The 18,515-nt window shown below is 66.1% G+C and carries 15 protein-coding genes and 1 pseudogene; 5 read left to right on the top strand and 11 right to left on the bottom strand.

The annotated features are described in order from the left end of the window. Nucleotides 1-8: 8 nt before the first annotated feature. The 7 genes from GDR74_RS17395 to GDR74_RS17425 form a co-directional block, all read right to left on the bottom strand. Nucleotides 9-2,186 (bottom strand): sugar nucleotide-binding protein, encoded by a 2,178-nt coding sequence (locus tag GDR74_RS17395; protein WP_152587481.1) that lies wholly within the window; start codon nt 2,184-2,186, stop codon nt 9-11. A gap of 74 nt (nt 2,187-2,260) precedes the next feature. Further along, complete coding sequence (gene glf, locus GDR74_RS17400; RefSeq protein WP_152587482.1) at nt 2,261-3,415, bottom strand: UDP-galactopyranose mutase; 1,155 nt, start codon at nt 3,413-3,415, stop codon at nt 2,261-2,263. A 5-nt stretch (nt 3,416-3,420) separates the two neighbouring features. After that, entirely contained in the window at nt 3,421-4,533 is a 1,113-nt protein-coding gene (locus GDR74_RS17405) for a glycosyltransferase (RefSeq protein ID WP_246179755.1), read from the bottom strand. A 295-nt stretch (nt 4,534-4,828) separates the two neighbouring features. Then, nucleotides 4,829-5,140: a polyhydroxyalkanoic acid system family protein gene (locus GDR74_RS17410; protein ID WP_152587484.1), complete on the bottom strand. Its 312-nt coding sequence runs from the start codon at nt 5,138-5,140 to the stop codon at nt 4,829-4,831. Nucleotides 5,141-5,196: 56 nt separating this feature from the next. Next, nucleotides 5,197-5,502: a hypothetical protein gene (locus GDR74_RS17415; protein ID WP_152587485.1), complete on the bottom strand. Its 306-nt coding sequence runs from the start codon at nt 5,500-5,502 to the stop codon at nt 5,197-5,199. A 69-nt stretch (nt 5,503-5,571) separates the two neighbouring features. Further along, entirely contained in the window at nt 5,572-5,838 is a 267-nt protein-coding gene (locus tag GDR74_RS17420; RefSeq protein ID WP_246179757.1) for a hypothetical protein, read from the bottom strand. Between the two features lie 153 nt (nt 5,839-5,991). Further along, on the bottom strand, nt 5,992-6,399 hold the full coding sequence (locus GDR74_RS17425; RefSeq protein WP_152587487.1) for a septal ring lytic transglycosylase RlpA family protein: 408 nt from the start codon (nt 6,397-6,399) through the stop codon (nt 5,992-5,994). Between the two features lie 302 nt (nt 6,400-6,701). Between GDR74_RS17425 and GDR74_RS17430 the strand changes: the two genes are divergently transcribed. After that, a complete protein-coding gene (locus GDR74_RS17430) occupies nt 6,702-8,036 on the top strand; it encodes an FAD-dependent oxidoreductase (RefSeq protein ID WP_152587488.1) in 1,335 nt (444 codons plus the stop codon). Here GDR74_RS17430 and GDR74_RS17435 read toward each other — a convergent pair. Continuing rightward, nucleotides 7,999-9,399, bottom strand: coding sequence for an MATE family efflux transporter (locus GDR74_RS17435; RefSeq protein ID WP_425486935.1), 1,401 nt, complete (start codon nt 9,397-9,399; stop codon nt 7,999-8,001). The genes GDR74_RS17430 and GDR74_RS17435 overlap by 38 nt on opposite strands. Nucleotides 9,400-9,540: 141 nt before the next feature. Between GDR74_RS17435 and GDR74_RS17440 the strand changes: the two genes are divergently transcribed. Together GDR74_RS17440 and GDR74_RS17445 are read left to right on the top strand one after the other, a co-directional pair. Continuing rightward, complete coding sequence (locus GDR74_RS17440) at nt 9,541-10,518, top strand: amidoligase family protein (RefSeq protein WP_152587490.1); 978 nt, start codon at nt 9,541-9,543, stop codon at nt 10,516-10,518. Continuing rightward, nucleotides 10,515-11,216 carry a gamma-glutamyl-gamma-aminobutyrate hydrolase family protein gene (locus GDR74_RS17445; RefSeq protein ID WP_152587491.1) on the top strand — a complete coding sequence of 234 codons (702 nt, stop codon included), beginning with the start codon at nt 10,515-10,517 and terminating at the stop codon, nt 11,214-11,216. Before GDR74_RS17440 ends, GDR74_RS17445 begins: the two co-directional genes overlap by 4 nt. A 22-nt stretch (nt 11,217-11,238) precedes the next feature. On the opposite strand, the gene GDR74_RS17450 is transcribed toward GDR74_RS17445, so the two are convergent. Next, nucleotides 11,239-12,738: a response regulator gene (locus tag GDR74_RS17450; RefSeq protein ID WP_152587492.1), complete on the bottom strand. Its 1,500-nt coding sequence runs from the start codon at nt 12,736-12,738 to the stop codon at nt 11,239-11,241. A 151-nt stretch (nt 12,739-12,889) separates the two neighbouring features. On the opposite strand from GDR74_RS17450, the gene bglX reads away from it, so the two are divergent. Continuing rightward, complete coding sequence (gene bglX / locus GDR74_RS17455; RefSeq protein ID WP_246179763.1) at nt 12,890-15,133, top strand: beta-glucosidase BglX; 2,244 nt, start codon at nt 12,890-12,892, stop codon at nt 15,131-15,133. Then, nucleotides 15,133-15,867, top strand: a pseudogene (locus GDR74_RS17460) (YoaK family protein); the annotation flags it as partial. The gene bglX and the pseudogene GDR74_RS17460, both read left to right, overlap by 1 nt. Before the next feature lie 185 nt (nt 15,868-16,052). Here the strand turns inward: GDR74_RS17460 and wecC are convergent. Then, complete coding sequence (gene wecC / locus GDR74_RS17465; RefSeq protein WP_152587493.1) at nt 16,053-17,333, bottom strand: UDP-N-acetyl-D-mannosamine dehydrogenase; 1,281 nt, start codon at nt 17,331-17,333, stop codon at nt 16,053-16,055. Then, a complete protein-coding gene (wecB, locus tag GDR74_RS17470; RefSeq protein ID WP_152587494.1) occupies nt 17,330-18,457 on the bottom strand; it encodes a non-hydrolyzing UDP-N-acetylglucosamine 2-epimerase in 1,128 nt (375 codons plus the stop codon). Before wecB ends, wecC begins: the two co-directional genes overlap by 4 nt. Between the last annotated feature and the right edge of the window lie 58 nt (nt 18,458-18,515).

Raw genomic sequence — 18,515 nt, forward strand, 5'->3', positions numbered from 1 at the left:
GAGAGGCCTTACTCGGCCGCGATGGATTGCAGCGCGGCGTCGCTCCACGCGATCTCGCTGTCGCGGAAGAAGCGCTCGAAGGCGCTCTCGAACGGAGGAAGAAGTATGCCCCGCTCGCTCGTGAGCACGGTGCATGACGGGCCTGCATCGTCGATCCCCACCACCCGCTCGGGATCGTAGCCCGCCCGGTCGGCCGCCGCCCGGGCGAGATCGTACCAGGAGACGGATCCGGGATTGGCCAGGTGCCACAGCCCCGTTTCGCCGTCCACCAGGAGGTTCAGCACCTCATGGACGAGGTCGGGAACGTAGGTCGGCGACACGATGTCCGCTCTCGCCTCCACCGTCTCGCCTCTTGCGAGCGCATTGAGCACCCACCAGACGAAATTGTACCGGTCCCAGGGGCCGAAGAAGGCGCTGGTGCGGACCACGAGGGCGTCCCCGTGCGCCGCGAGCACGCGCCGCTCCGCCTCCGCCTTGCTCGCTCCGTACACGGAGGTCGGGCTGACGGGGTCGCTCTCCCGATAGGGTCTGTCCAGATCCCCTCCGAAGACGAGGTCGGACGAGAAGGTCACGAAGGGGACCCCGCCTCGGGCGCACGCCGCCGCGAGGATCTCCGCGCCGACGGCATTCTCCCGGAAGCATTTTTCCGGCTCGGCCTCGGCCTGCGCGACGCGCACGTACCCGGCCGTGTTGACGACCGCCCATGGGCGATGGCAGGCAAGCGCCGCCTCGACGCTCCGCGGGTCGGCGATGTCCATGTCCCGCCGCGAGACGAGCACGTGATCCAGGCCGCGATGATGACAGATCCGCGAGAAGGCCTGCCCCAGGGTTCCCGTCGCGCCGGTGATCAGGAGGCGCCGCGGTTCATCGACCAGCCGGCAGGCATTGGAGCGGCGCGACGGAGGCCGGTAGAAGCGGCTGTCCCGCCGCCACCATCCCGCCCGATCGAGAACGGGATGGTCGTAGATCCCCCTTCTCGCCAGGGACTCCGCCGCGTGCGCGAGCGCCGTGCGGCGCGGTTCTTCCCGCCCGCGGACGTCGAAGATGCCGGGCTCGTAGCAGCCGGTTCGCTGGGTGAGCAGCGTATTCCAGTCGACGGTGCCGAACAGGGACCAGACCGTCACGGCGCGAATGTCCGCCCCCTCCTCCCGCAGCTGCTGCGCCGCCTGCCAGACCTCCACGAGCCACCGCAGCTGTTCGTCGCGGGTACAGCCGTGGTGGACCTCGGTGACGGCGACCGGGCGCCGGTACCGCTCCCACGTTTCGCGCAGGCGCGCGAGAGGGCCGAGATCCTCCGGCGGCAGCGGCATGCGCACCGCCTCCGCATCGGCATAGCGGTGCCTGCCATTGCCGCCCCAGTGATGCTCGGGATAGCGGGAGAGCCGCTCGTCCAGATACCGTTCGCTCGTCAGATAGTGATTGATCCCGATGATGTCGGGAGCCGGGTCCGCTTCGAGAAAGAACGCAAGCTCGCGCTCCTCGATTCCGTGATCGAGGAAGATCCGCCACCAGGGGTGCTCGCGGTCGACCATCCCGCACAGAAGGTCGAAGGTCAGCCATCGGCGCTGGTTCTCATGCTCGGCCTGATAGGCGAGGAGCGGCGTCGAGAACGTCTTGCCCATGTCGTCCGTCTGGACGAGCTGCGCGTCGGGCCGGACCTCGCGGATGGCGCGCATGGACAGGACGGTGGCCTTGCATTCGTTGACCAGGATTCTGAGAAAGGTCTCATAACCGGTTCCGTGCGGATACCAGTGACCGTAAAGTCCCGAGAACCGCGCCGTAGTCAGCGGCTCGTTCACCGGCGTATAAAGATCGAGGTGAGGATACCGTTCGGCGACCCGTTTCGCATGCCCTGCGAGCAGTTCGGGCCAGGCAGGATCCAGCATATCCGTGTAGCGCGGGCCGCTGCCGTGATGGCAGAGCCCCGCAATTGCACGGATGTTCAGCTCCCTCAGCCGTTTCAGGCGAGCGTCGTGCCACGCGAAATCGGCCTCGTGCGGCGAGGAGGGCGACACCGTCTCCCAGAGCACGGGATAACGCAGGGTTCCGATTCCGAGGTTTGCGATACGGTCGAGGTCCTCCAGCCGCTCGCTGTGCCCCGTCTCCAGGCTCTGATCGCGATACGCGTCGCCGATCCGCGCGACGGTGCACTCGATCCCCCCCCAGAGTTCCAATGCCTGCTTCATCCTTCGTCCTCGAGCGATTGCCAATGGTCCTGGTTCAATCCTTTCGGAACGAATCCGTTCGATGAAGCCGGCGCCTAGGATGCCAGCACAGGAGGCGACGGAACGACGTTGATGGCCGATGCGTCGGCTTCGACGGGCAGCGCCTCGCCGATCCGCCTGAAGGTTGCAAGCGCCTGGCCGACGATCTGGTCCATGTTGTAGTAGCGGTAGGTGGCGAGGCGGCCGACGAACCAGACATCCGGCGTCGCCAGGGCGAGCCGCTCGTATTTCTTGAAGAGCTCCTGGTTCTCCGGTTTCGGGATCGGATAATAGGGGTCGCCTTCGGCCGACGGGTACTCGTAGGTCAGGGCGGTTCTGGCGTGCTCCTGCCCCGTGAGGTGCTTGTACTCCGTGATGCGGGTGTATTCGTTGGTCTGCGGGTAGTTGACGACGGCGACCGGCTGGTACCAGGGCTGCTCCAGCGTGACGTGCCTGAAGCGCAGGGACCGGTAGGGCAGCTTCCCGAAGCGGAAGCCGAAATATTCGTCGATGGGGCCCGTATAGATGACGCGCCGATGCGGGACGATGTCCCTGACGTCCTCGTAGTCCGTCTGAGTCATGATGTGAATGTTCGGATGGTCGAGCATCCTCTCGAACATTCGCGTATAGCCGTGTTTCGGCATGAACTGGAATTCGTCGCCGAAATAGCGGTCGTCCCGGTTGGTGCGGGTCGGCACGCGCGAGGTCACCGACTTGTCCAGTTCCGAAGGATCGAGCCCCCATTGCTTGCGTGTATAGCCTCGGAAGAATTTTTCGTAGAGCTCGCGTCCGACCGCGGAGACGACCACGTCCTCCGACGTCCGGATCTCCGGCACGGCCTCGGCGCGGGCGGCGAACCAAGACTGAAGCTCTTCGGAGGTGAGATTCAGTCCATAGAGCTTGTTGACCGTGTCCAGGTTGATCGGGATGGGGACCAGCATTCCGTCGACCTCCGCCAGCACGCGGTGCTCGTAGAAGCGCCATTCGGTGAAGCGGGAAAGATAGTCGAAGATCTGCTTGGAGTTGGTGTGGAAGATGTGCGGCCCATACTGATGGATCAGGAGCCCGTCCTCGTTGTACCGATCATAGGCATTGCCACCGATGTGGTTCCTGCGGTCGATGATGAGAACGCGTTCGTTGCGCTCGCTCGCGAGCCGCTCGGCGAGAACGCTGCCCGCGAAGCCCGCGCCGACGATCAGCCAGTCGTACATTCAGGTCACTCCGCAGGTGTGGTCGCATAGAGGGAGAGGGAAGAGCCGGCGCGATCGGCCGGAACGTCGCCCATGGCGCCCTGCATGAGCTTGTGCATGGATGCCCATGTCTTGTCCCACGACCCCGATGACAGGTGCCTGTCGACCTTGTTCAGCCAAGGCCCCTTCTCGCGCCGGAGAATCTCCTCCGCTTTCTGGACGACGTCGTCCGCACGCGCCGCGATCTCCACGAGCCCCTTCTCGCCATAGGGCCGGACCACATCCGTAATGGCCGTCGAGATGACGGGTACGCCGGCGGCGAGGAATTCCGGCGTCTTCGTCGGGCTGATGAACTTCGTCGCCTCGTTGAGCGCGAACGGCATGAAGCCGATGTCCCAGCCGGAGAGATATTCCGGCAGCTCGCTGTAGGACCTGCCGCCGAGCCAATGGATGTTTGATCGCCGGGGGAGCGATGCGGGATCGATCTTCACCACGGGACCGATCATGACGAACTGCCAGTCGGGGCGCATGTCCGCCACCTGCCTGAGGAGGTCGAGATCCATGCGCTCGTCGACGACGCCGAAGAATCCGAGCCGCGGACGGGGAATCCCGGTCTGGTCCGCAGGATCGCGCCCGACGCCGCGAGCCTTCGAAAAGTGGATGAAATCGATGGACGAGGGGAAGGCGTGGACGCTGTGATGCCGTCCGCGTTTCGCCTCGTAGAGGCTCATCCCGCCCGTGAACACGAGATCGCAGCGGGCGAACAGCTCCTCCTCCAGGGTGAGCAGCTCCTGCGACGCGCCCCGGAAGAGGGAGAGTTCGTCCATGTTGTCGTAGACGCACAGGTCGCATTCAAGGTCGCTCGTGAAGGCGAGCGCCATGGGCGTGTAGTACCAGAAGACGCGCGGTCCGGCGGACTCGCGCCCGATCAGCTCCTCGACGAGATCGCGCTGCCCGGCAATGGCCTCCTCGTGCGACATGCCTTCCGGCAGCATCGGAACGGCAACCGTCACGCCCTGCGGCCGCACGCCGACGTCAATGTGCGGACGAATGCCCGGCTTGAAGATCGGCTCCTCGACCATGAGCACGCGATAATGCCTGGCGGCGCGGCTGAGCAGGTGCTGCGGTCGCTGCCACACGAAATCCCATCGAAGGTGGGAGAAACAGACGAGGAGAGGCGTTCGATCGGCAGTTCTGAAAGACGTATGATGGGCATGCGACTGCGTTATCGAACGCTCATGCATGGCGCGATCCTCAATGGAAACGAGTTGTTACGAACGGACAGAACGCTCAGTCCGGGGGATTGCAAGACATTCGTATTGGCCGACTGGAACGCCGGAGAGACGCAGTCGCAATCATGTTTTCAACGCAATGGATGCAATTTGGTTCCAGTCGCATTCATGTGAATGAACGACCGTTCAGCTTCGGGAGGAGCTATTTCTTCTCCAGCATCAGCGTGCCCTGCTTCTGAATGAATCCCTTGGCCTTTTCCGCTACCATGGCGAGGATCCAGGGCAGTTGCACCTCGACCCTGACCTGGTCCTCCATGACGTCCAGGTGGCCGGCGATGGTCTGCCCAAGGGCTCCCACCCGGAAAGCCATGCGGTCCCCGGACCAGTTCTCCTCGATCGAGGCGATCTTGTCCCCGAACTGGGATTTCAGCCGTGTGAGCCCGCCGTGCAGGCGACGTGTCGCTTCGACCTTGCCCAGGTTGTGGGGGATGGAAACGATCAGGGGTTTCGCCATGGGGGATGCTCCGCTCTCAGCCTGACAAGCCAAGCGGTGCGGTGAAGGTTCCACCTTCAGAGCATCTCGACCTTGATGCCGCGAACCACGATGGTCTCCTGCCGGAACCGGCGCTCGAGCTCGGCCCGGTACCGCTCCCACCACGCGTGATCGAGCTCCCGGGCCATCACTTCGAAGACGACGATGTCGTCGTGCGCCGTGTGCCCGCCCTCCTTCCACATTCCTTCCGCAGGGGCGCGGGTGAAGCTCGTTATGCCGCCGAAGCGCTCCGACAGCTCCGAGCGGACCCGCCCATAATCGGCGCTGTCGAAGCGACGCCCCGCATTGTCGGTGAGCGGTAGGAGAATCTGTACCAGATGCATGAGCCCTGCCCTTGCCTGCCGGACGGCCAGGATTTCACACTAGGGCAGAGCCGAGGAAAGGCGAGCCTTTCATCCCATCTGGGCTGCGAAGAGATCGAGATCGCTGGCCGGCAGATCGTTGCCGATCGCATAGCGGCTCGAGGGGCGAGACACCCGCCACGGATGCGCCGTCGAAAGACGGACCGCTTCCGAAGGGCGCAGGCGCCGCACGGTTCCGTCGGCCTGCACCTCGTCGAGCACCACGAAGCCGAAGATCGTCAGGCGCGTCGCAATGGTTTTCGTCGTCGTGTCTTCCGCCGCGATCGGAAGAGAGCCGGCCGCATAGACAGCGTCCATGAGGCTCCTCTGATCGCGCCGGGAAGAGGTCGCCGAGCGTGCGCCCGGAAAGCGGATGACGTTCGACGACGGAGACGACCTGGAACCCATTCATGCAACCCTTGGCCCGAATCGCACCAAGAATCGCGGCAAGGGATTAAGAAGGGCCTAATCCTAATCGATCCGGTGCAGGGAGACGTAGGCCGTCCCGGTCGAGGTGAGGCCGAGTTCCTGGGCCGGCCCCTTGGCCAGATCGATGATCCGGTGCCGGGAGAAGGGGCCGCGGTCGTTGACCCGGACCACCACCGAGCGGCCGTTCTTCTCGTTCACCACCCGGACCTTCGTCCCGAACGGGAGCGACCGATGCGCCGCTGTCATGGCCAGGGCATTGAACCTTTCGCCGCTCGCCGTGCGGCGGCCGTGGAAGCCGGGCCCGTACCAGGAGGCAGTGCCCTTCTGAAGGACCTTGTCGGCCGTTACTGAGATCGATCCTGTGCTGGTCGGACCGCCTGAGGTGGTGTTGCAAGCTGCAACGAATAGAAGTGGCGCCAGAATCGGCGCACGGGCGAGGATGTTCTTCAAGTTTCAGGCTCCCCTTCCATTGTGCTTGCTGCGAAGCTGCCTGATAAAGAGGCGAGAATAAGGCGAAGCCATTTTTCCCTTGTGCAGCCTTACTTTTTCAAACTGACATAATCCTTATGAATATCTTAAAAGTCCCATTTTATGTAAAGTTATAGCCTAAACGTTGTGCGTTCATCTTTCCGCTGCTGGGCGAGCAGCGATGATGGCGGAGACCGCCTCTGGTCGTCGCATCCGGGCGGACTAGTTGTCCTTCTCGGGCGCAGGGTCGCCTGCAATCGACCGGTCCAGCAGCGAGGGCAGAGATGGTCGGGCGAACGCATGTGGTGGGAGCCGGGGTCGCAGGATTGAGCGCAGCCCTGTCGGCGCTTTCTCAGGACTGTCCCGTCACGCTCTACGAGGCGGCGCCCGGGACCCGAAGTCGCGACGGCGGCAGGTCTCCCGAGGGCGAGACCCATTCCTGCACAACGGGCATGGACGTCCTGTTCGCCGCCGATTGTCGCGCGATGGCACTGCTCAGGAGTATCGGCGCGCACGCACGATGGATCGCACCGGAGCCTGAAGGGATCCCGCTCTACGATGCCGGGAGCGGCGGACTGCGTCGGGTCGGCTTGTCGCCATGGTCCTGGCTCGCTCCGGACCGGCGACCTCCGGACATGCGCCTGTCCGATCTCGTGCGGCTGACGCGTCTCGCCTTCTCGAAGGAGGACCGGTCCTTGGGCGACGTTGCGAGCGGTGGGACGCCGCTTGCAGAACTGCTGGAGCCTGTGGCCGGCGCGGCCTTGAACCTGCGCCTCTGCGACATGCCGGCGCGCCAAGTGGGACAGGTGCTCGGGCGCTTCCTCTGTCCGGGAGCGGCAAGGCTTCTCGTCCCGAAGCGGGGCCTCGCCGAGGATCTGCTGGAACCGGCGCTGCAGGAGGTCCGGTCCCGTGGGGCAACGGTCCGGCTCGGCGAACATCTGCGATCCGTCCTCGTCAACGACGGACGCGCCGTCGGCCTCGTCTTCACCGACCATGCGACGATCCTGGGGGCGGACGACCGCGTGATCCTCGCTCTGCCTCCGGAGGAGATCGGCCGCCTCCTCCCCTGCGTCGAAATGCCGAGCCGGTGCGCCTCCACCCTGAACGTGCACTTCCGCGTAACGGGGGCCCATTGTCCCCGCTTCGTCGCATTCAGGGGAACTCTGGCGAAGCGGGCGCTCGTCCGCTCCGGTCACGCATGCGTCACCGTCGCGGCGGCAGAGTCCACGGCCATCCGAGACAGAGCAAAGCTCGCTTCGCGCATCTGGCGGGAGGTCGCGCCGGGCTTCCGGGCTCTCGGCCTGAACGTCCCGGCCGACGTGCCGCCGGAGGCCTGCGTGGCGCAGGGCCCAAGAATTCCGATCCGGCGGGACGATGAGCCCCCGCGGTCCCCGCCCCTGCGCCCGCTCGCCAATCTCGTCCTCGCGGGAGACTGGCTCGGTCCGCGGCCCGGAACCATCGAAGGCGCGGTGCTGGCGGGCGAGCACGCGGTGTCCGTCCTGCGGCACGCCCGGCCGGGAGCGCCCGTCCGCCGGGCCTGCTCCGCAGGTGCGCGAAGCGGCATGGCCGATGCCGTGCCGATCAGCCTGCGAACGCCTCCTGAGCAGGCAGCGCGGTAAGGCCCAGGCGGTCGCGCCGCAGCCAACGCCAGAGCATGAGAGACGCGACGGTTGCCAGCCCCGCCGCCAGCCCGATCCATATTCCGACTCCCCGCAGGCCCGTTCCGAAGGCGAGCGCCACGCCGAGAGGCAGGCCGATCCCCCAGTAGCCGAGCGCCGCGAACATCATCGGCACGCGCGTGTCCTGGAGGCCGCGGAGCATTCCGGCACCGACCGCCTGCGCGCCGTCCGCCAGCTGGAACACCGCGGCGAGGGTCAGGAAGGAGATGGCGAACTGGAGAACGGGTGCGTTGCGCGGATCGGCGAGATCGAGGAAGGCGCCGATGAGGAGGCGCGGCGCGAAGAGCATGAGCATCGCCGTCACCACCATGAACCCGACGCCCAGCGCGTAGGCCGTCCACCCGGCCCGGGTGACGCCCTGCGCATCCTGGGCGCCGAAGGCGCGCCCGACCCGCACCGTCACGGCCTGGCCGAGGCCGAAGGGAACCATGAAGCAGAACGAGGCGATCTGGAGCGCGATGGCGTGCGCGGCGAGCTCGTCGGCCCCGAGCCACCCCATGAACAGCGCCGCCGCGTTGAAGATCGTAACCTCGAAAGCCACCGTGAGGCCGATGGGCGCGCCGATGCGCCACAGGGTGCGATAGCGCTGCCAGTCCGGCCGCCAGAAGCGCCCGAACAGGTGATAGCGCCTGAAACGCCGGTCGCATGTGACGACCAGGACGAGGCTCAGGAACATGAAGGTGCTCGAGATCACGGTCCCGATTCCGGTGCCGACCAGGCCGAGGGCGGGCAGGCCGAACTTCCCGAGCATGAGCACGTAGGCGGCCCCGAAATTGACCGGCACGGCGAGAATGCCGATGACCAGCGCCCATCCGGGCCGCTCCAGCGCGGAGAGGAACGAGCGCAGGACCAGGGAGAACAGAAACGGCAGAAGGCTCCACTGCAGCGCGCGGATATAGCCGCCGGCGGCATGCGCGAGGGCCGGCTCCTGGCCCATGGCCCGGAGGATCGCCTCTCCGTTCCAGGCCAAGAGCCAGATCGGAATGGCGACCGTGATGGAGGCCCAGAATCCCTGTCTCACCGTGCGGCGCACGTCGCGGACCGAGTGACGCTTGCGGCCGAGTTCCTCGGCGATCAGCGGCGAGGTGGCGTTGACGAGTCCTATTCCGAAGATCAGGAGAGCGAAGTAGAGATTCGTCCCCAAGGCACCCGCGGCAAGGGCCTCGGAGCCCAGCCAGCCCATGAGGATGACGTCCGACGTCATGAGGGCGTTCTGGGCCAGATTGGTCAGGACGAGGGGCCAGCTGAGCGACAGGGTCGCGCGCAGCTCCGCGACCCAGGCGGATCTTTCCGGTTTGGACATGCCGAGGATGTTCATGCGGGCCTTTTAGCCCGAACCCCGGACGGAATGCCACACCCGTTGGGAATGGATGCAGTGTTTCGCCGGGCCGGAACCTCGCCGCATGGCGCTCGTTCACCTGAGCAGTTCGCAACGGAGTCCCCGATGGCGCAGGCCGCGCTCCCGACCTCTATCGAGTTTCTGCTCCCGCCGACGCTCCGCAACGCGGCGGGGCAGGTTCGCACGGTCGGAGTCGAAGTCGAGTTTGCGGGACCCACCGCCGAGGCGGCGGTGCAGGCCGTCCGGCAAGCCTTCGGCGGCAGGATCGTCGAGGAGGACCCGCATGCCTACCGCCTGACGGGATCTCAGGTGGGCGATCTTTCCATCGAGCTCGACAGCCGGATGCTGCACCCGGCCAAGCGCAGCGGAGGCAAGGCGGGCCTCCTGCCGCGGATCGCGGCCTGGTTCGGCTTCGCCGCCAGCTACATCGTTCCCTGCGAGCTCGTGACGTCGCCGGTCCCCATGGACCGGCTGCAGAACGTCGACAGGATTCTCGAGGTCCTGCGCGGCATCGGCGCGAAGGGCACCCAGGATGCGCCGTTCTATGCCTTCGGGCTTCACTTCAATCCCGAGATTCCGAGGCAGGATGCGGCGACGGCGCTCGCCGTCCTGAAGAGCTTCGTCCTGCTCAACCCGTGGCTGCGGCGAGAGGTTGCGCCGGACATCACCCGCGACCTGCTCGGCTTCGCCGCGCCCTTCCCCCCGGCTTACGTGCGGAAGATCGCCGCGCCGGATTACTGGCCGGACATGGACACCTTCATCGACGACTACCTGGCCGCGAATCCGACGCGGAACCGCGACCTGGACCTGCTGCCGCTGCTCCATCACTTCGATGCGCGCCGCGTGCGGGAGGCGCTGCCCAACGAGAAGATCAACGGGCGTCCGACCTTCCACTACCGGCTTCCCGATGCGCGTGTCAGCGACGCAGGCTGGAGCATCGCACCCGAATGGAACCGCTGGGTCGCCGTGGAGCGGCTGGCCGAGGACCGGGACCGCCTGAACGCCGTAGGCTCCGCCTTTCTGGCCTTCGCCGGAGAGGACAAGAGCTGGGCCAACATCGTAGAGCGGGCTGCGCTGCAATGACCAGGCCGCTGATCGGCGTCACAACCTCGCGCGAAGGGGGATGGCGCAGCTACTTCATGCATCGCCTCGCCCTCGCCCGCGCCGGCGCCCGCGCGGTCAGGCTGATGGCCGGACATGCGCCGCCCGAGGAACCCCTCCGGGGACTGGTGATCGGCGGCGGCGACGATATCGGCGCCGAGATCTATGGCGGGAAGGTCATCCCCGACGTGCGGATCGATCCCGAGCGGGACAGGCTGGAGCTCAGCCTGCTGAGGGCGGCGCTGCCGGCGGAGCTGCCGGTTCTCGGAATCTGCAGGGGCTCGCAGATGATCAACGTAGCCCTGGGCGGAACGCTGCACACGGACATCTACGAGGTTTACGTGCAGGCCCCCAGGATGCGCACCGTCCTCCCCCGAAAGCGCGTCACGGTCACGCCCGGATCGCGCCTCGACCGCATTCTCCGGTGCAACCCCTGCCTGGTGAACGCGCTCCATCATCAATCCGTCGACCGTGTCGGGACGGGCCTCGCCATTGCGGCGCAGGACGAGAGCGGAATCGTCCAGGCCGTCGAGGGCCGCGGCTCCGCCTTCCTTCTGGGCGTTCAGTGGCATCCGGAGCTGCTGATCTGGAAGCGGCCGCAACAGCGCCTGTTCGAAGCCTTGGTGGAAGCTGCCCTGCAAAGTCCCGCCAAGCTCGAGGCCGCCATGGCCCTGGCGTGACTTCGCACGGCCCGAGGCGGCCTCAAGGCACCCGCCGCGCAGCCCGGGGAAAGAGGGAGACCACCTTTCCGGCGTCCGGCGCAAGCTGCCGCTGGATGGTCACATGGAGATCGCGGCTGACAACGGGCTTCCGCAGGAGAGGGAACTCGCTCGCGTCCTCCATGACGGCCGGGTTGCCCGTGATCAGCAGAACGGGCAAGTCGGGCAGCGCGGCGCGGGCCTCGCGGGCGAGTGCGGCGCCGTTCATGGGTCCCGGCATGGCCACATCGACCAGAAGCAGGCCGAGCTTACGGGCCTTGAGGGTCTTCAGGGCCTGCCTGGCATCGGTCGCGATCCTTGCAAGGTAGCCGAGTTCTTCCAGCATTGCCTGAAGGGCGAACGCGACCTCCATCTCGTCCTCGACGATCAGGATTTCCACGTGCTGCGGAGCCCTCCCGTCGACGGATTCGGCGCCGCGCGCGGCGGAGTGGGCCTGCGAAGGCGCCTTGGCTTTCGGAAGGTAGAGCGCGACCACGGTCTTTGTGCCGAGAGTCGTCACGTCCGCCATGCCGCCGAGAGGCTGGAGAAAGTGGAGCGTCCGGTTGAAATCGACCCAGCTCGACAGATCCATGTCCTGCATGGTGAACATGCCGCCCGCAGTCCTTCCCCGGTCAACAGGCATGTCGTCGAGCGAGCTCGAGCCGACCGTGATCCTCACGAATTCGCCCTCGAGATCGGCGCGGGACAGGGTACCTTTCGAGACCGCGACGTTCCTGGCCTCGACGGTGACCGCCTCGCCCTGGGCAAGGCCGTCGCGCAGATCCGCGCAGAGCGTGACGAGAGCCGTCTCCAGATCCTCCGGGTCGAGCCGGGCGCCCCAGAGTCCGTCCTCTATGTCCACCCGGAGTTCGACCGTGTCCCGGAAGAGGGTGCGTCTCAGCAGGAACGCGGCGGCTTCGATCGTCTCCGCCAGGTTCACATGCCGGATCTTCGCCTCGCGGCGCCGGACGAGGGCGCTCGATCGCGCGATGAGAGCGGCGGCCTGATCCACCGCGACGAGGGAGGACAGCAGCCTGCGTTGGAGGAGGGGCTGATCCTTGATCTTCCTGGCGACCGTATCGACATTGCCGCCGATCACCATCAGGCGGTTGTTGAGATCGTGCGCGATCTCGTCCCGAATGCGGTCGAACGCCTCGATCCTGCGGGTCTCACGCGCCTCGGCGTTCACGAACGGCTGAGCCGCTCCCGTTGCAGGCGAGGATGCCGCCGTCGTCTCATCCTGCGGCCCGGAGGCCTCTTCGAAGATCGTCAGGCGGCCCGAGAGCCGGTCGATGATGCGGCCCTGCGCCCTCATGATCCGCCCCATCTGCCAGCCGAGCAGCAGGAAGCTTCCCAGGGCAACCGCCACGAGGGCCAGGGCCGAGACCATCACGAGTTCCTCGTGCCCCATGAACGCGGCCGTCCCGACCACCCCTCCGAGGACGATCAGGACGCAGCAGGATGCCGCCAGAAGGAGCCTGAAGTTGGATGGCAACAGATGCATCGCGTGTCGAATCGTGGCTGGCGGGGAGGACGTTGACCGGGCGCGCAACTCGCGTCATTTCCCCACAAATGTCCTATTTAACATGGAACGAGCGGCAGGCGGGATCCATCCGCGGTAAAGTTTTCGTGCCCCTGCCCAAGGAGATCGTGTCGTGCGGCGTACCGGAGTTTCTGCGTTCCTGCGGCTGAGCCTCGCCGGCCTTCTTCTGACGGCGGCCATGGCGGCACCTTCACGGGCCCAGGACGACATCGAGCAGAAGGTCAACGACCTTCTCGGGAAAATGACCCTCGAGGAGAAGGTCGGACAGCTCAACATGGTGTCCAACGGGCCCCTGCTCCGGTGGGACGACCTCTCTTCCGGCCGCGCCGGAGCCGTCCTGAACTTCAACAACGCCCAGGACATCGCCCGCGCCCAGGCGGCCGCACGGCAGTCGCGGCTGAAGATCCCTCTGCTGTTCGGGCTGGACATCCTGCACGGGTTCCGCACCCAGTTCCCCCTTCCTCTCGGAGAGGCGGCGGCCTTCAATCCCCGCCTGTCCCGGCTGGCTTCCGAATGGGCGGCACGGGAGGCCTCCTATATCGGCGTGCAATGGACCTTCGCCCCGATGGCCGACCTTTCGCGCGACAGCCGGTGGGGCCGGATCGTCGAAGGGTTCGGCGAGGATCCCTATCTCGGCTCGGTCCTCACCGCCGCCCGGGTCGAAGGCTTCAGGAAGGGGGGCCTCGCCACGGCGACGAAGCACTTCGCCGGCTATGGAGCGCCGCAGGGGGGCCGGGACTACGACACCACGTATATTCCGCGGGCCGAGATGTACGACACCTACCTACCCCCGTTCCGCGCCGCGGTCGAGGCCGGTTCGGAAAGCTTCATGGCAGCCTTCAACGCCCTGAACGGGGTTCCCTCGACGGCGAATCCCTGGCTGCAGACCGAGGTCCTGCGCCGTCAATGGGGCTTCGACGGCTTCATCACGTCGGACTGGGCCGGAATCAAGGAGCTGATCGGCCACGGGGTCGCGGCCGATGGCGCCGAGGCGGCGCGCAAGGCCATTCTCGCCGGTGTCGACATGGACATGATGGGGGATCTCTACATCCGGCATCTTCCCGACGAGGTCCGGGCCGGCCGGGTTCCGGAAAGCGTGGTCGACGAGGCGGCCAGGCGCGTGCTCAGGACCAAGATGCGGCTCGGCCTGTTCGACAGGCCCGACGCCGACCCGACCCACGTGGATTCCGTCTTCCCCTCGCCGGAGGCCCGCGCGGCGGCGCGGGACGTCGCCCGCGAGACCCTCGTTCTGCTCCAGAACAGGAACGACGTCCTGCCGATCCCCGCTACAGCCCGCTCGGTCGCGGTCGTGGGCCCCCTGGCCGATGCCCCGCAGGACCAGTTCGGCCCGCACGGGGCGCGCGGGCATGCGCAGGATACCGTGTCGATCCTGGAAGGCATCCGGCGGAGAGCGGCCGGGGCGGGCCTCCAGGTCAGATACGCGCCCGGCTGCGATCTCTTCTGCCGGTCGCAGGACCGGCTTCCGGAGGCCCTGGAAGCCGCCAGGGCCTCGGACATGGTGATCGCGGTGTTCGGCGAGCCTGTGGACCTTTCCGGGGAGGCTGCCTCCCGGGCGCACATGGTTCTGAACGGCCACCAGGCCGAGATCCTCAAGGCGCTGGCCGCAACGGGCAAGCCGGTGGCCCTGGTCATCGTCGGCGGCCGCCCTCTCGAACTCGGGAAGCTCACGGATCTGATCCCCGCCATCCTGATGGCATGGTATCCGGGCTCGGAGGGCGGAACGGCCGTCGCCGACATCCTGTTCGGAGATGTCAGCCCGAGCGGGAAGCTGCCGGTCAGCTGGCCGCGCACGGTCGGCCAGCTGCCCCTGTACTACAACCGCCTTCCCACGGGCCGCCCGACCCTGGAGCACAACCGCTTCACCCTGAAATACGTGGATGAGGCGATTACGCCGCTCTATCCCTTCGGCTGGGGGCTGAGCTATACGCGCTTCACGTACACCGACCCGGCCATCCTCAAGCAACGCCTCCGGGCGGGCGAGGTGCTGGAGGTGGCCGTCACCGTCACCAATGCCGGCGCACGGGCCGGGCAGGAGGTCGTGCAGCTCTATACGCGCGACCCCATTGCGAGCCGGAGCCGTCCCCTGCGCGAGCTGAAGGCCTTCGAGAAGATCGCCCTCGCTCCGGGAGAAGCGAAACGGGTCATCCTGCGGGTGCCGGTGGATTCCCTGGGCTTCCACCAAGATGACGGGACCTACCGCGTGGAGGAGGGAGCGATCCAGGTCTTCGTGGGAGGGAACTCGCTGGCCGAACAGGTCGGGGAGGTCTCCATTCTGGAAACGATCATCCGGCCGGGTTCCGGGCAGCGCGCATCCGCATCGACCCTGGCGCAATGATGAAGGGCCGCACCGCCCGCTATGTGAGCTCCGTGAAGTCCGTTGCGGCCTCCCGACGGACCGGCGCGGCCGATCTTCAGCTCGGTATGCTGCTGACCTTCATCGCCGGCGCGATGAATGCGGGCGGCTTCCTCGCCGTCGGTCAGTACACCTCCCACATGTCCGGCATCTTCTCCGGCATGGCCGACAATCTCGCGCTCGGGGCCTTCGACCTCGTACTCGTCGGCCTCGCCGCCTTCGTTCCGTTCGTCGCGGGCGCCGGCTGCTCGGCGATCCTGATCAACTGGGGCCGGCGCCGGAGCCTGGACAGCCTCTATGCCTTGCCGCTCCTCCTCGAAGCGATGCTCCTCCTCGCCTTCGGCCTCTACGGCTGGCTCTTCTCGCCGACCGCCACATTCGTATCCATGACGATTCCCTGGCTGTGCTTCATCATGGGTCTTCAGAACGCGACCGTGACGAAGATCTCCGGCGCGCGCATGCGCACGACCCATGTGACAGGCATCGTGACCGACATCGGGATCGAACTCGGAAAGCTCTGCTACAGGAACGGCGATTCCTCCCTGCCGAAAGTGGCGGCGGACCGCGAAAAGCTCCGCCTCCTGTCGCTGCTGCTCGGCTCGTTCTTCGTCGGGGGCGTGTCGGGCGCGATCGGCTTCAAGCTTGCGGGCTTCCTGTTCTGCCTTCCGCTGGCGCTGATCCTGCTGGTCCTGTCCGGCCCGTCCCTGGCAGGGGATTGGGTGGCGCGAACCAGGCAAATCTGACCCTCGTTTGTCTCAAGGAACGGAAAGCGTTTCCGTCCCGGTCTGCGCAAGCCGATCGAGAGTATCGGAGGTAAATTCGAACTCACGTTCGATCCTCCAGTCCTCTGGTTTCATGCATCTTTTTGCGCAGAACCGGCTCCCACTCCGCGCGCGATGCTTCAGTTTGCGCGAAGAAGTCCTCCGTCCAGATCCGTCGGGCGCGACATCAGCCCGGTCGCGTCGACGACGACCTTGTGGAGGAAACGGTTGAACTCGAGCCGCCTGAACTGCTTGTGCGCCACCAGGAAGGCGACGATGTCCGCCTCCTGCCGCGCCGTGTCCGCATCCACGAGCCGTATGTCGGGAGCCCCCCGGAAAACCGCCGGCAACTCCTTGACCAGAGGGTCGCAGACCAGGACCTTCACGCCGCCGTGCTGAAGGAGCTTCATCACGATCTTCATGGAAGGGCTCTCGCGCAGGTCGCCGACATCGGCCTTGTAGGTGATGCCGAAGCAGGACACCACAGGGTTCTTGAAGCGGTCGGCGAGATCCAGGATGCGATGGAAGATGTATTCCGGCTTGCGGTCGTTCACCTCGCGCGCCGTCCGGATCAGGCGAGCCTCTTCCGGCGCGGAGTCGACGATGAACCAGGGATCGACCGCGATGCAATGGCCGCCCACTCCCGTTCCGGGCTGCAGGATGGAAACGCGGGGATGCCGGTTGGCGAGCTCGATGGCCCGCCACACATCCACATTGATCCTGTCGCAGATGACGGAAAGCTCGTTGGCGAAGGCGATGTTGACATCGCGGAACGCATTCTCCGTCAGCTTCACGAACTCGGCCGTCCGGCAATCCGTCGTATAGATGTGCCCGGTGACGAAGCTCTCGTAGAGGGAAACGGCCCGGCGCGAGCATGCGTCGGTCATGCCGCCGACGATGCGGTCGTTGGAGACGAGCTCCCGCAGCATGTTGCCCGGGAGGATCCGTTCCGGACAATGGGCCACCGCGACTTCCGCCTCGCCGGCCTCCTTGAAGCGCGGGAAGGAAAGATCCGGCCGCGCCTCCGACAGACGCGCGGCGAGCAGCTCGGTGCTGCCGACGGGCGACGTCGACTCGAGGATCACCGTGGAGCCCGACTTCAGGTATGGGGCGATGGCGTCGCACGCCTGTTCCACGTGGGACATATCGGGTTTCTTTCCGTCCTTGAACGGCGTGGGAACCGCGATGATGAAGTAGTCGGCCTCGGCTGGCGTGGACTGCGCCTTGAGCCGCTCCGTGCTGATGGCCGCCGATAGCAGCATCTGCAGATCCGGCTCGTGGAAGTGGGCCCTGCCCGAGTTGATGGAGGCGACTGCCGCTTCGTTCACGTCGTAGCCCACGACATCGAAACCGCGACTGGCCAGCATGGCAGCGGTCGGCAAGCCGATATATCCCAAACCGACGACACAGACTGTGGTCATGCGCAAAAGGACTCCGATATGATCTTGGCGATCTGGGTCGAGGCCGTCCCGTCCCCATAGGGGAATACGGCCCGCGCCCGCTTCCGATAGCTCTGCTCGTCGTCGAGCAGTTCCGACACCTCGTCGTGGATCCGGATCGGATCCGTTCCCACCAGGCTGACCGTTCCCGTCGCAATGGCCTCGGGCCGCTCGGTCGTATCGCGCATGACGAGAACCGGACGGCCCAGGGCGGGTCCCTCCTCCTGGATGCCGCCCGAGTCCGTGAGAATGACCTTGGCCCTCTTCATGAGCCGGATCATGTCCACATAGGAGACGGGATCGATCAGATGAACGTTCGGCAGGCCCCCGAGGCGGCTGTGAACGACCTCCCGCACCGACGGATTCATGTGAACGGGATAGACGATCTCGATGTCGCTGCGTCTTGCGAGCTTCGCGAGGCCGGCGCAGATCCCTTCGAAGCCCGCCCCGAAGCTCTCCCGCCTGTGCCCGGTGACGAGAACGAGCGAGCGCTCCGGGTCGAGAGCGACAGGCGTCTTGAGAACGTTCGCTCCGCCGCTCTCCTCCATCTCGATCTTTCGGGAGACGTGCAGGAGTGCGTCGATTCCCGTGTTGCCCGTGATGAAGACCCGCCCGCGCCTGCTGTACTCCCGGTCGAGATTCTCCGCTGCAACCGTCGTGGGCGCGAAGAGATATTCCGCCAGCGAGTCGATGGCGACCCGGTTGAACTCCTCGGGCCAGGGCCGGGCAAGATCGAAGGACCGCAGCCCGGCCTCCACATGGCCGATGGGAACGCGGTTGTAGAACGCGGCAACGGCCGTGGCCATGGCCGTCGTCGTGTCGCCGTGGACGAGGACGAGATCCGGCCGCAGTCCTCCCAGGACGCCTGCCATCTGACTCAGGATGGAGGCGGTGATGTCCGGGAGCTTCTGGTCATGCGTCATGAGATTGAGATCGATGTCGGGGCGTTCCTCGAAGACCTCGAACACCTGGTCGAGCATCTGACGATGCTGCCCCGTGATCGCGACGCTGACCGATACACGCCCGGACTCCCGCAACGCCCGTACGACCGGAAGCATCTTGATGGCTTCGGGCCTTGTCCCGAAGACGACCAGCACATGCTGCATGCACTCAATCCTGACTGCTGTGAGAAATGCTTCTCGAAGAGACCGACCGTGCTCAGGA

It is taken from the genome of Microvirga thermotolerans (assembly GCF_009363855.1).
In the GTDB taxonomy this organism is placed as follows: Bacteria; Pseudomonadota; Alphaproteobacteria; order Rhizobiales; family Beijerinckiaceae; genus Microvirga; species Microvirga thermotolerans.